Annotated in this window: 12 protein-coding genes and 2 pseudogenes; 3 read left to right on the plus strand and 11 right to left on the minus strand. The window is 65.7% G+C overall.

Features of this window, described 5'->3' with window-relative positions:
* From scpB to AUC71_RS08645, 4 genes are all read right to left on the minus strand, one after another.
* Positions 1–739, minus strand: a 739-nt coding sequence (scpB, locus tag AUC71_RS08630) for an SMC-Scp complex subunit ScpB (protein ID WP_244500865.1), incomplete at its 3' end; no start/stop codon positions are given.
* A 407-nt stretch (positions 740–1,146) separates the two neighbouring features.
* Complete coding sequence (locus AUC71_RS08635; protein WP_069623943.1) at positions 1,147–1,974, minus strand: segregation and condensation protein A; 828 nt, start codon at positions 1,972–1,974, stop codon at positions 1,147–1,149.
* The gene (gene nagZ / locus AUC71_RS08640; protein WP_069623944.1) at positions 1,971–3,023 is read right to left on the minus strand and encodes a beta-N-acetylhexosaminidase; all 1,053 of its coding nucleotides are present in this window, start codon (positions 3,021–3,023) and stop codon (positions 1,971–1,973) included. The genes AUC71_RS08635 and nagZ overlap by 4 nt, the downstream gene beginning before the upstream one ends.
* 48 nt (positions 3,024–3,071) lie before the next feature.
* Positions 3,072–3,935, minus strand: a complete 864-nt coding sequence (locus AUC71_RS08645; protein WP_069623945.1) for an SPOR domain-containing protein — start codon at positions 3,933–3,935, stop codon at positions 3,072–3,074.
* A 224-nt stretch (positions 3,936–4,159) separates the two neighbouring features.
* On the opposite strand from AUC71_RS08645, the gene AUC71_RS19380 reads away from it, so the two are divergent.
* Positions 4,160–4,471: a hypothetical protein gene (locus tag AUC71_RS19380; protein WP_069623946.1), complete on the plus strand. Its 312-nt coding sequence runs from the start codon at positions 4,160–4,162 to the stop codon at positions 4,469–4,471.
* 520 nt (positions 4,472–4,991) lie between these two features.
* Here the strand turns inward: AUC71_RS19380 and argS are convergent.
* Both argS and AUC71_RS08660 read right to left on the minus strand, forming a co-directional pair.
* Positions 4,992–6,750: pseudogene (gene argS / locus AUC71_RS08655) on the minus strand (arginine--tRNA ligase).
* Between the two features lie 81 nt (positions 6,751–6,831).
* On the minus strand, positions 6,832–8,025 hold the full coding sequence (locus tag AUC71_RS08660; RefSeq protein ID WP_069623951.1) for a deoxyguanosinetriphosphate triphosphohydrolase: 1,194 nt from the start codon (positions 8,023–8,025) through the stop codon (positions 6,832–6,834).
* A gap of 96 nt (positions 8,026–8,121) precedes the next feature.
* Between AUC71_RS08660 and erpA the strand changes: the two genes are divergently transcribed.
* Positions 8,122–8,454 carry an iron-sulfur cluster insertion protein ErpA gene (erpA, locus tag AUC71_RS08665; RefSeq protein ID WP_069623947.1) on the plus strand — a complete coding sequence of 111 codons (333 nt, stop codon included), beginning with the start codon at positions 8,122–8,124 and terminating at the stop codon, positions 8,452–8,454.
* A 170-nt stretch (positions 8,455–8,624) separates the two neighbouring features.
* A pseudogene (gene xth, locus AUC71_RS08670) lies at positions 8,625–9,403 on the plus strand (exodeoxyribonuclease III).
* 12 nt (positions 9,404–9,415) lie between these two features.
* On the opposite strand, the gene AUC71_RS08675 reads toward xth, so the two are convergent.
* From AUC71_RS08675 to AUC71_RS22660, 5 genes are all read right to left on the minus strand, one after another.
* The gene (locus AUC71_RS08675; protein WP_069623948.1) at positions 9,416–9,820 is read right to left on the minus strand and encodes a hypothetical protein; all 405 of its coding nucleotides are present in this window, start codon (positions 9,818–9,820) and stop codon (positions 9,416–9,418) included.
* Positions 9,796–10,284: a tetratricopeptide repeat protein gene (locus tag AUC71_RS08680; RefSeq protein ID WP_069623949.1), complete on the minus strand. Its 489-nt coding sequence runs from the start codon at positions 10,282–10,284 to the stop codon at positions 9,796–9,798. The genes AUC71_RS08675 and AUC71_RS08680 overlap by 25 nt, the downstream gene beginning before the upstream one ends.
* Positions 10,285–10,407: 123 nt before the next feature.
* On the minus strand, positions 10,408–12,126 hold the full coding sequence (ilvD, locus tag AUC71_RS08685) for a dihydroxy-acid dehydratase (RefSeq protein ID WP_069623952.1): 1,719 nt from the start codon (positions 12,124–12,126) through the stop codon (positions 10,408–10,410).
* Positions 12,127–12,419: 293 nt separating this feature from the next.
* On the minus strand, positions 12,420–12,647 hold the full coding sequence (locus tag AUC71_RS19385) for a hypothetical protein (RefSeq protein WP_069623950.1): 228 nt from the start codon (positions 12,645–12,647) through the stop codon (positions 12,420–12,422).
* Positions 12,562–12,963 (minus strand): class I tRNA ligase family protein, encoded by a 402-nt coding sequence (locus AUC71_RS22660; RefSeq protein ID WP_425283370.1) that lies wholly within the window; start codon positions 12,961–12,963, stop codon positions 12,562–12,564. Before AUC71_RS22660 ends, AUC71_RS19385 begins: the two co-directional genes overlap by 86 nt.
* Positions 12,964–12,969 lie beyond the last annotated feature (6 nt).

A 12,969-nucleotide genomic window follows, 5' to 3' on the forward strand; every position in this document is an offset into this window, starting at 1 on the left:
GGCTTAACCGGTCCCTACTCGTCCTCGCGCGCCTCGTCGTCGTCGGCGAAGCATCGTCCTCGAAACCGTCGTCCTCGCCGGCCCCGAGCGGCTCGTCCTCATCCTCCAGCGGATCCTCGTCCTCGCGCAGGTCCGGCGCATCGTCCGGGTTCGGCATGGAGAAGCCGGGCGGCAGGTTGGAGTCGAGCAGCCCCGCCCCCTTGAGCTCGGAGAGACCAGGCAGATCCTGGATCTGCTCGAAGCCGAAATGCTCCAGGAAGGCTTCCGTGGTGCCGTAGGTCACGGGACGGCCTGGCGCGCGGCGGCGGCCCCTGAGCTTGATCCAGCCCGTCTCCAGCAGCACGTCGATGGTGCCCTTGGAGGTGGACACGCCGCGGATCTCCTCGATCTCGGCGCGGGTCACGGGCTGATGGTAGGCGATGATGGCGAGCGTTTCGAGCGCGGCCCGCGACAGGCGGCGCTGGGCGATGGCCTGGCGCTCCAAGAGGAAAGACAAATCGTCGGCGGTGCGGAAGGACCATTTGCCCGCCACGCGGCGCAGATTGACGCCACGGCCGGCATAAAGGCCTTGCAGCTCCTCGAGCAGCGCCTTCACGTCCTCGCCTTGGGCGAAATGCTGGGCGAGCTCGGCCTCCTTGAGGGGTTCGGAGGCGGCGAACAGCAGGGCCTCGACGATGCGCAATTTCTCGCGCCGGTCGGCGGAGGGCAACGCCATCACATTGGACGGCAGCGGCAGCATCGGCGCCGTGGCGCTCTGCTTGTCCTCTTCCACCGTCATGTCCACGACCCTTTCCGCCTGATTCACTGTCATTTGCATCCCCGCATTTCTTGTCTTTGTATGTTCCGCGACCGCGGCCCGCATCGCTCGATCGAGTTTCACCAGCGCCGACCCGCCGCCGGCCAATGCGTCCCCCTCACCCTCTTCGTCCGACAGCTTCGAGATGTCGGAGAGGACCTCCTTCAGGGTCGGCTTGGTCCTCGCCTCTTCCTCGGCCTCGGGCGCATCCCGCATATCCCGATCAAGCTTCGATGGCGAAATTTTGGGTCTCGGCATGATTTGCCCCTTGATGTGCCCCTTGGCGTTTCAAGCCCCTTTGACGCTGGCACCCGTTACCGACTTTCCCACTCCTGGTTCATGCACAAAACTCACGCGGCCTCACCCCGGCGGCGGACCATCAGCGGCGCGAAGGACTTCGCCTGGCGAAGCTCCAGCGCCCCTTCCCGGGTCATCTCCAAGGTCGCGGTGAAGCTCGAAGCGAGCGCCGTGCGGCGCATCTCCGGCTCCACCAGGAACTCCGCCAGCAACTGATCGAGCGGCGCCCAGTCGCACGCCATGCCGAGCAGCCGCTCCAACTCATCGCGCGCCTCTTTCAGCGACCATACGGTGCGCTTCTCCATGTGGAGCGTGCGCGTGGCGTTGCGCTGACGCTGCTGCGAATAGGCTTTCAGCAGGTCGTAGACATTCGCCTCGTAGACGGATGTCCGGTTCACCCGGATGGGCTCCGGGCAGCCGCGGCCGAACACGTCGCGGCCAAGCCGCTTGCGCGTCATGAGCCGGGCCGCGGCGTCGCGCATGGCATCGAGGCGTTTCAGCCGGAAGGCCAGCAGCGCGGCAAGCTCCTCCGCCGCTCGGCTCGCCCTCCTCGGAGGCTCGGCCGGCAGCAGAAGCTTCGACTTGAGGAAGGCGAGCCACGCCGCCATGACCAGATAGTCGGCGGCGATCTCAAGGCGCAAGGCCCGAGCCTCGGCGATGAAGTCGAGATATTGCTGGGCCAGCGCCAGCACGGAGATCTTGGTGATATCGACCTTCTGCGTGCGGGCCAGCGCCAGCAGAAGATCGAGCGGTCCCTCGAAGCCGCCGACGTCGACCCTGAGCTGCGGGTCGGCCGGGTCGCGCTCGTCCTCATGCCCCCAGGAGTCGGGCTCACGCGGGGCTTCATCCGCCTTGATGTCTTCGCTGTCTTCGTCGCTCATACCTGCACCGTCGGGTCTGGACCGACGCTCGCCACGCGGGTGGCGGCCGCCTCGGTCACGCGCGCCAAGGCCTCGGCCTCGTCAAAGGGTTCCGGCTCGTGCAGACAGGCGCGGGCCTGCTCGAACCGCTCAAGCGCCTTGCCCTCGAGAGACGGTGCGGCCCCCGCCACCTCGGCCATCTCGGAGAACTTGCCGCTGCAATGAAGCACCACGTCGCAGCCGCCGGCGATCACGCCCCGCGTCAAATCCGCGAACGCCCCCCGCAGCGCCTTCATCCCGATGTCGTCGCTCATGATCAGGCCGGTCAACCCCATCTGATCTCGAATCACTTTGCCCATTATAACGGGCGAGAGCGTTGCGGGGCGCCGCTCATCGAATTCCGGCAGCAAAACATGGGCCGTCATGGCGAGCGGCGCGTCATGGAGCGCCTCGAAGGGGCGGAAATCGACCGCCTCCAACGCCGCTCTGGGGGCATCGATACGCGGCAGCGATTTGTGGCTGTCGGCCAGCGCCCGGCCGTGGCCCGGCACATGCTTGATGACGGGCAGAACGCCCCCTGCGAGCGTCCCGTCCATCACCGCGCGGCCCAGCACGCTCACCATATCCGGGTCCGGAGAGAAGGCGCGGTCGCCGATGATGTCGTGAGCCCCCTCCTGGGGCACGTCGATGCAGGGCGTGCAGTTCACGTTGATACCAACGTCATGGAGCTCGGCGGCCATCAGCCGCGCACCGGCGAAAGCGGCCCGCTTGGCGGCTTCCGGATCGGAGCGGTAGAGGTCGCCGTAACAGTGCTGAGGCGGCATGGCGCGCCAATAAGGCGGGCGTAGGCGCTGGACCCGGCCGCCTTCCTGGTCGACGAGAATAAGGACATCCTCGCTGCCGACGGCCGTCTTGAAGTCGGCCACCAGAGCGCGAATTTGCGCCGGGCTCTCCACGTTCCGGGCGAACAGGATGAGCCCGCACGGCCGCGCCTCGGCGAACAGCGCGCGCTCGTCCGCGGTCAGCGCCGTGCCGGCGCAGCCTGAGATGAAAGCTTTGAAGGTCACCATCGGGGGCTAGCCCCGGCGGGTCTTGCGGTCAAGCGTCCTGTCAAACCCCTACTGGACGGCGACGAAGCAGTCGGTGCCTTGCGTCTTCAAATCGCCGCAGAGCTTGTAGGCTTCCGACTTGCTGGCGATCGGACCGACGCGCAGGCGATACAGGGTGCCCCCGCCAGACGAGGTCTTCTGCACGAGCGGCGGATAATTGCCGAGCAGTTGCGGGTTTTTCTGCTGGATGTCGGCATAAATCGCGAGAGCCTCGGTCTGGCTCTTATGCGCTCCTACCTGAACCAAATATTTCGACTCGGCAGGCGCAGGCGCCGGATCGGCCGCGGCCACTTGTTGCGGGGCAGCCGCCGGGGCGGCCGGAGCGGCCATCGGCACCGGACCATCCGGAATCGGCACCGGCATCATATTGGCAGGCTGTGCCGCGGCTTGGGCCGCTTGCGCGGCGGCGTCGGCAGTCGCATTCACCGCGCCGGCCGCCGCATTGGCGGCATCGGCGACGGCGGGCGCCTCGACGGAGCCATCGGGACGGACGACCAGGGTCTTCACCTTGCGCGGTCCGCCCTCCTCGCCGTCAACAGATTGGGTGGTCGCCGGATTGGCCAGATCGGTGGTGGCAACCGGAGCCGGCAGCCCGGCGGTCGCCGTGGCCGGCGGCATCGCCGGCACCGCGACATCTTCTTGCCGCGGCACGAGACGCTCGGACTCGGGCGTCGCGCCATTGGTCAGCCGGTCGTAGATGAGCTTGTTCTTGTGGGGGAACTCCTTGCCGCCTGGCTGGTCCGGAGCTTCCTTCACGGGCGTCGCGTCGGCCGTGATGATGGGCGTTTCGCCGCCGCTACCGCCGCTCTGCTTGTAGGCGAAGGCAAGCGCGCCGCCGAGGGCGATGGCGCCAAGAAGCGCACTGCCGACCATAAAGGCGCTGCGCCCCTTGAGCGAGTTGGCCAGCTTCGAACGGGCGCTGGCCGGTAGAGCGAGTTGGCTCTCGTCGATGAAATCGGCATCGCCGCGATCGGCCTCGAAATAGTCCTGGGACTGGTGAGCACCGGGGCACCGCCAAGAGCGATCTGCGGCGGCTGGTCGTAGACGGAATCATAGGCCTGGAGCTGACGGCTCGGGTCGCCCTGCGGCACCTGACCATGCGCGGCCGCGTATTGCGGGGCCTGCGGCTGCGGCGCATAGGCCTGGGGCTGATAGTTCTGCGGCTGCTGCATCGGCGCATGCTGCTGGGGCGCGCTCCGGCTCTGCTCGAAATGCGGCTGCGCGGGCGGCGCCTGGTATGCGTGATCCTCGACACCGATCTCGGGGAAACTCGCATCTTGGAAACTGGCATCGGCCGGCGCTTGATCGTGACCGGCGAAGTCGGACTCGAAGCTCGTATCCGGCTTGAAGTCGCCGAAGATCGAATCCGGAAAAGCGGGGTCGGCGTGCTGAGATCGGGCAGATCCTGATCGCCATAAGCCGGCTTCGGGGCATAGCTCGGCGTGTCGTAAGCCTGCTGCGGCTGAAAGTGCTGATTGCCGCCATAGGCTTGCGGCTCGGGCTGCCGGGGTTGCGGCTGGGGCTGGCGGGGCTGCGGCGCCGCCTGCTGGGCCGGCGCGGCGGGCTGCCGAGGCTGGGCCTGAGGCGGATAGGACGTCTGAGGAGCGGTCTGGGGCTGCTCGGCCCCGCGCGTCGTCGGGGTGTAGGTCGGCATCTGCGTAAAGGCGCTGCCGCCGTTCCCGAAAATCGAGTTTTGTCCGAAGTTTGGCTGACCGGGCCGACCCGCTCCTTGAGCCATGGGAGATACCTCACTCTTTTGGGTGTTGGCCGCGCTCGCGCCCCAGGAATTCTCCCCCGGCGCGGCTACGGCGTTCTGCCTATCGGCAAAATCCGATTCAAACTCTAGGGATCGGCCGCCATTGCCGCCGAACCCGCTATCGTGCGTGGACATGGCTACTTCCCTCGACCACCCCCGTGCCCGTTGTCCGGCTAGTGCAACTCGTGCAAGGCATGAACGCCGAGGATCCCCAAACCCATCGCCAGAACACGCTTCGTGGCGGCCACAAGCGCCACACGAGCACGTGTTAACTCTCGGTCACTTTCGTAAATAAAACGTAATTGTGGCAAGTCTTTGCCTCTGTTCCAAAGACCATGAAAGTCTCCGGCAAGTTCGTAAAGATAGAAACCGAGTCGGTGCGGCTCATGTGCTTGGGCCGCACCCTCCACAATACGGGGAAATTGGGCAAGACGACGGATCAAGGCGATTTCGCCGTCGTCATTCAGCCGTTCTAGATCGGCCCGCGCCAATTGATCCTCCCCCATATCGAGGTCTGGGAACCCCTCACGCACGTTACGCAGAACGGAACTCGCCCGGGCATGGGCATACTGAACATAAAACACCGGGTTGTCCCGCGACTGCTCGGTGACTTTGGCGAAGTCGAAATCGAGCGGTGCGTCGTTCTTCCGATAGAGCATCATGAACCGAACGGGGCCTGCGCCCACCTCGTCCACGACGTCCCTCAGCGTCACGAAGGTCCCGGCACGCTTGGACATTTTGACAGGCTCACCGGCGCGAAACAAGCGGACCAGCTGACAATATCTTGCGTCGAGGTCGCCTTGGCCGTCGGTGAGCGCGGTCAGGGCCGCCCGCATGCGCTTGATGTGGCCCGAATGATCGGCGCCCCAGACATCGATCATCGACTTAAAGCCGCGTCTGAACTTGTCGTAGTGATAGGCGATATCGGAAGCGAAATATGTGTATGCGCCATCGGACTTGACGAGCGGCCGGTCCTGATCGTCGCCGAACGCGGTGGCGCGGAACAGAAGCTGCTCGCGGTCCTCCCACTCCTCGTCGATCTTGCCCTTGGGCGGGGGCAAGCGGCCTTCGTAGACGAGACCTTTCGCACGGAGATCGGCGATGGTCTCGGCCACCTCGTCCCGGCCCTCGATGAGCGACCGCTCCGAGAAGAACACGTCGTGGCGGATGCCAAGCTGGGCCAGATCCTCCTCGATCATGCCGAGCATGGCTTTCAGCGCCGTGGCGCGCACGAGCGGCAGCCATTCCGATTCCGGCATGTCGAGCAGATCCCGGCCGTGATTGCTCGCGAGGTTCTCGCCGACCGGCTTCAGATAGTCGCCCGGGTACAGGCCTTCGGGAATGTCGCCGATGTCCTCGCCGAGCGCCTCGCGGTAGCGCAGGAACGCAGAGCGGGCGAGCACGTCGACCTGGGCGCCCGCGTCGTTGACATAGTATTCGCGCGTCACGTCATACCCGGCGAAGGCAAGCAGATTGGCGAGGGCGTCTCCGAACACGGCGCCCCGGCAATGGCCCACATGCATGGGCCCGGTCGGATTGGCGGACACATACTCGACGTTCACGGCCTGACCCTTGCCGACGGCGCTTCGCCCATACGCATCGCCCTGCTCCAGCACCATGCGCAGCACGCTCGGCCAGAATGCACGGGCGAGTGTCAAGTTGATGAAGCCGGGGCCGGCGATCTCGACCTTCTCGACGTCGGGGTCGGAGGCGATCAGCGGGACGATACGTTCGGCCAGAGCGCGCGGCGCGGCGCCGGCAGGCTTGGCCAGCACCATGGCCGCGTTGGTGGCGAGATCGCCATGGGTCGGGTCCTTGGGCGAGCCCAGCGTGATGCCGTCCACGCTCGCCTCATGGGGCACGGACGCCGTCATGCTTGAGCTGCTGGACCGCCGCCAGAACGTGGCCGTGAAACCCTGCGAAAACGTCCATGAAAGCTCCGGGAAACCGTTTTTGCGCATCATCTTGTCGGAAAACCGGTGCCCACTTTTCCGGATGATGCGTGGCGCGCGACTAACGCATATCAGGGGTCGCGTCAAACAAGCGGCGATGCTCGGCGAGCGCGTAGCGGTCGGTCTGACCGGCGATGAAGTCCGCCACATGGCGGGCATAGGCGCGGTCGTCGTGGGCCCGCGCTTCCTCGCGCCATTCCGGCGGCAGCGCGTCCGGATCGCGCGCGTAGCGCTGGAACAGCTCGACGACCAAATCCTCGGCCTCGCCCATGATGCGCATCACGCGCGGATGGCGATAGACGGAGGCGAAGAGGAACGCGCGCAAACCGGCGAGCTCGCGCAGCATGCTCGCGGAGAACGCCGCCGTCGCGCTTCCCGCTTGCCGTATGGCATCGGCGCTGCCCGGCTTGAGACGCGCGAGCCGGGTGTGCGTCTCGGCCGATGCGTCGTCGACCATCGCGGTGATCAAGCGGCGGTTCAGCTCGTAAAGACGCCGCGTGTCCTCGAGCTTCGGATAGGCCGCGTCGACTTCCGCGAGCAGACGTCCGGCGATCGGCACGGCGGCGAGCGCCGTGAAGCTGAAGCAGCTGGCGCGATAGCCGTCATCGATGTCGTGCGCGTTATAGGCGATGTCGTCGGCGAGCGCGGCGATCTGCGCTTCCAATGAGGGATATGTGTCGAGCTCGAGATCCTGGGTGGCGCAATAGTCGAGAATAGGCTCGGGCACGGGCTTGTCGCCGCCAAGCAGCGGGCCGTTGTGCTTCACCAGGCCTTCCAGCGTCTCCCAGGTGAGATTGAGCCCGTCGAAGCCGCCATATTTCCGTTCGAGCTTGGTGACCACGCGCAAGGACTGGGCGTTGTGGTCGAAGCCGCCCGCATCCGTCATGGCGGCATCCAGCGCGCGCTCGCCGGCGTGGCCGAAAGGCGGATGGCCGAGATCGTGGGCCAGGGCGATCGCCTCGGTGAGATCCTCGTCGACCTTCAACGCGCGGGCGATGGAGCGGGCGATCTGCGCCACTTCGAGACTGTGGGTGAGCCGCGAGCGGTAATGGTCGCCCTCGTGATAGATGAAGACTTGCGTCTTGTAGTTCAGCCTTCGGAAGGCGGTGGAGTGCAGGATGCGGTCGCGGTCCCGAGCAAAGGGTGTGCGGGTCGGGCTCGGCGCTTCTGGGATGCGGCGGCCGCGGCTCAGCCGCCGATCCACGGCAAAAGGCGCAAAAACGCCCCTGCCCGACGGGGCATCGTCGCCCGCCAAGGCCTCAAAGTCCTTTACAGGCTTGCCGGGCTGGCCGATTGACAACTCCCTTGGCCGTTCTCATCTTTAGTGCAACAACATGTGGCTATACCGAAGATGACCGAACCGTCCATCACCATAAGTCCGCGCGCCGCCAAGCGCATCGTCGAGCTCGTGAGCGCCGACCGGGCCGCGAGCCTGTTCCGCGTCAGCGTCGAGGGCGGCGGCTGCTCCGGATTCCAATACCGCTTCGAGCTGGCGAGCGACACGGCCGACGACGACATTCTCATCGAGCGGGACGGCGCCACGGTCGCCATCGATCCGGTGTCCGCGGATTTCGTGAAAGGCTCGGAGATCGACTTCGTGGACGAGCTGATCGGCGCGCAATTCAAAATCCACAACCCCAACGCCACCGCGTCCTGCGGCTGCGGCACCAGCTTCTCGATTTAGCTTTTTCCCTTGGGTCATTCCCGCGAAAGCGGGAATCCAGTAATCACCGCCTTGGACTATCGCCGAGGCTGGGTTACTGGATTGCCCGGTCAATTGCGGATGCCCTACCGCTTCGCTGCTTGAGGGCAAGCCGGGCAATGACCGTGGGGAAGGACGTCACAACAAATCCCATGAAGATCGCCACCTGGAACATCAACGGCGTGAAGGCGCGCATCGACGCCGCCACGACCTGGCTCCGATCGGCCTCGCCGGACATCGCCTGCCTGCAAGAGATCAAATGCATGGACGAGGCGTTCCCGCTAAGCGCCTTCGAGGACCTCGGCTATAACGTGGCGGTGCACGGGCAGAAGGGCTTCAACGGGGTGGCGCTGCTGTCGAAGATGCCGCTCGACGACGTCACGCCCGGGCTCGCGGGCGATCCGGAAGACGTGCAGGCCCGCTATATCGAGGGCGTGATCTCGATCCCTTCCGGCGTGTTGCGGGTGGTGAACATCTATCTCCCCAACGGCAACGGCGCGCCGGAGAAATTCGTCTACAAGCTCGCCTGGATGAGCCGCCTCAGGGAGCGGGTGAAGGAGCTACTGACCTACGAAGAGCCCTTCGTCATTGCCGGCGACTACAACGTCATCCCGGCGCCGGAGGACGTCTACAATCCGGCCGCCTGGATGGACGATGCACTGTTCCGCCCAGAGACCCGCGCCCATTTCCAGGCGCTGCTCAATCTGGGGCTCACGGACGCGTTCAGAGCCTGCCACGATGAGCCGCACCAGTTCACCTTCTGGGACTATCAGGCGGGCGCCTGGCAGAAGAACCACGGCCTGCGCATCGATCATTTGCTGCTGTCGCCGCAAGCGGCGACCGGCTGGTGGCGTGTGAGATCGACGCCGACCCCCGCAGCTGGGAGAAGCCGTCCGATCACGTACCGATTGTCGTGGAACTGTCGCTGTGAGGGCTTAAGCGGTTAAGGCTGGAGCCCACCGAGCCCGCTGTCCGAGGCGCCGAAGCCGACGGACAGGCCCATGGCGGCGGGCGGGATCACATCGACCGGACCGAGCCGCGGCTCCTCCATGGCGGAGAGAGACGATTCCTGCGCGGGCTTGGCCAGCGTGCGGGTCGGCGGCGTCGCGCCGCGCGTGCTTGGCGGGATCTTCACGGCCGCCGCGGCGGTCCGCGGACCCCCGAGCGTCGGCAACAGAGCTTCCGCCTGCTTGCGCGTGGACTTGTCGGCCAGCGCGACCGTTTCTTGATAGCGCTGCCCGATCCACTCGGCGTCATCCGCGCTCGTCTTGGCGTTCTCGTTGGCGAGCATGAGCAAAGCGAGGCCCCTCACCTGGCGTTGGCTCACGCCCTCGCCGCGCCACAGCATATCGCCGAGAACCGCCTGGGGCCCCGGGGTGGCTGCTTGCGCGCGGCCATGGCCAGCCAATTGGCGGCGATGGTCTCGTTCTTCTCGACGCCAGAGCCAGCCAGATAGAGGCGGCCGAGCTGATATTGCGCGTCGGCATCGCCGAAATAAGCGCCCGCGTGGCGGAACAGACCCACGGCATAGACCGGGTCGGGATGCAGCGGCACGGCGGGGATGCCGCCGACATAATACCGGCCGAGGGCACAGAAGGCCTCGCCGACATATTGAGCAATCGGGCTCGACGGCTGGATGTCCGCGTATTGATCGGCGATGTGCTGATAATAATAGAACGCCTTGGCGTCGTCCTTCGGCACGCCGCGGCCCTTGGCATAGAGGCGGGCAAGCTTCAGCTGCGCGCCGAGAACGCCGCGCGTGGCGGCATATTCGAGCGCGGGCACGGCCGAGGTCATCTCGCCCGATTCCATGAAGCTGGCGCCCTGACGGTAGGCCTCGGTGGCCGAGGGATAAGGCGGCGGCTGATCCGCGGCACCGACGGTGGCGGGCGCAACACGATGAACGCGGCGAGCGCGCCGCCGATTTGGGATGCGCTAAATATCGGCATAGCTCGTCCCTTCGGCGCCGCCAGGATGGGTCACGGCGCCGGTCCGCGCGGCTCCAACCTCTTGGGCGTATTTCCAAAGATAGCCGCTCTTGAACGTGGACGGCGGCGTCTTCCAATCCTTGGCGCGGCGCGCGAGCTCTTCCTCGCTCACCTCGAGATCGATGATGCCGTCTTCCGCATCGAGCACGATGATGTCGCCGTCGCGCACCAGCGCGATCGGCCCGCACACGGCCGCCTCCGGCCCGACATGGCCGATGCAGAAGCCGCGCGTGGCGCCCGAGAAGCGCCCATCGGTGATCAGCGCCACCTTGTCGCCCATGCCCTGGCCGTAGATGGCCGCGGTGGTGGACAGCATCTCGCGCATGCCGGGGCCGCCTTTGGGGCCCTCGTAGCGAATGACGATGACGTCGCCCTCGTTGTACTTCTTGGCGCTGACGGCTGCGAAGGCCGCCTCCTCGTTATCGAAGCAACGAGCGGGTCCCCGGAATTTCAGGTTCTTCAAACCTGCTACCTTGACGATGGCCCCATCGGGCGCAAGCGTCCCCCTCAAGCCCACCACGCCGCCCGTCGGCGTCAGCGGGGCATCAGCAGAACGCACGACATCCTGGTCTGGGTTCCATGCAACCTTGGAAAGATTTTCCGCAATCGTGCGGCCGGTCACGGTCAGGCAGTCGCCGTGCAGATAGCCGTGATCGAGGAGCGTTTTCATGAGGAGCGGCACCCCGCCAACCTCGAACAAATCCTTGGCGACATAACGGCCACCAGGTTTCAAATCTGCGATGTAAGGTGTCTTTTTGAAGATTTCGGCCACGTCGAACAGATCGAACGCGATCCCGCATTCATGCGCGATCGCCGGCAGATGCAGCGCCGCATTGGTCGAGCCGCCAGAGGCCGCGACGACGGCGGCGGCGTTCTCCAGCGCTTTCCGGGTAACGATGTCGCGCGGGCGGATATTCCGCGCGATCAGATCCATGATCTTCTCGCCCGCCGCCATGCAGAACCGGTCCCGGATCTCATACGCGGGCGCGCCGGCCGAGTACGGCAGCGCGAGGCCGATGGCCTCGGACACCGTGGCCATGGTGTTGGCGGTGAACTGGGCGCCGCAGGCCCCAGCGGACGGGCACGCGACCTGCTCCAGCTCGTCCAGGTCCTCCGACGACATCTTGCCGACGGAATATTCCCCGACCGCCTCGAACAGATCTTGGACCGTGACCTGACGGCCCCGGAAGGAGCCCGGCAGAATCGAGCCGCCATAGATGAAGATCGACGGCACGTTGAGGCGGCACATGGCCATCATCATGCCAGGCAGCGACTTGTCGCAGCCGGCAAGGCCGACGAGCGCGTCGTAGCAGTGACCGCGCATAGTGAGCTCGACGCTATCGGCGATGACCTCGCGCGAGGGCAGCGAGGACTTCATGCCTTGGTGCCCCATGGCGATGCCGTCGGTGACGGTGATGGTGCAGAACTCGCGCGGCGTGCCGTCCCTGGCCGCAACGCCCTGCTTCACCGCTTGCGCCTGGCGCATCAGCGAGATGTTGCAGGGGGCCGCTTCGTTCCAACAGGAGGCGACGCCGATGAGAGGCTGGTGAATCTGCTCGCGCGACAGCCCCATCGCGTACAGGTATGAGCGATGCGGGGCGCGGGATGGCCCCTCCGTCACATGCCTACTCGGCAGGCGGGATTTATCGAACGTCTTTGCGTCCATCACCATGCCGGCTGAACTTGAAGGAGTGGACGAGTGACCGTCACAACTCTACGCCCCAGCCGGGTCGCTCCCTGGCCCGCCCCCTCGCTTTTGATGCGCGAGTGTCTCGTGCGGCCGATGTCCTCTAACTCACGTCGATGTCCCAAAGTTTTATGGCGCAAACGAGGCGCAAATACCTCAGTCTGTTGCAATTTAGAGACAGTTAGGAGGATTCGGATTCAGGTTGCAAGACGGCACCCTCGACCCGAAAGCGCGCATGCCCGACGCGGGCTAAAGCACCGCTTCGAGGCGCTTCAGGCTTGCGCCAATTTGGCGGCCGTGGCCTCTGCTTCCGACTTCCGCTCCCGCTGCTCCTCGACCACATGTTCTGGGGCACGAGAGACAAATTTTTCGTTAGCGAGCTTGGCGGTTAGCTGGGCGATCTCAGACCCAACTTTATCGATCTCGCGCTTCAAACGCTCCGATTCCGCGTCGATATCGATGACGCCTTGGAGCGGCAGCGCCAGCGTCGCCTCGTCCAAGACAATCTGGACCGAGCCCGCGGGCGGCGCGTCGGCGAAGTCGATGGTCTCGATGCGGGCGAGCCGCTTGAGAGTCTCCTCGTGCGCGGCGACCCGGGCCTGGTCTCGCCGGAGGCGCCGACAACGACCAGCGGGACTTGGCCGCGGCGGGCACGTTCATCTCCGCCCTGACCGAGCGCACCTCCGTGACAAACTTGATGACCCACTCCATCTCGGCGTCCGCTTGCGCGTTCTGAAGCCTTAAATGGGTGGGCCAGGGCGCGAGCATCAGCAGGCTCTCGCGGCGCTCTCCTTCGGGGGCGCGCTTCTCCCACAGCTCCTC

Origin of the sequence: Methyloceanibacter marginalis (genome assembly GCF_001723295.1) — a bacterium.
In the GTDB taxonomy this organism is placed as follows: domain Bacteria; phylum Pseudomonadota; class Alphaproteobacteria; order Rhizobiales; family Methyloligellaceae; genus Methyloceanibacter; species Methyloceanibacter marginalis.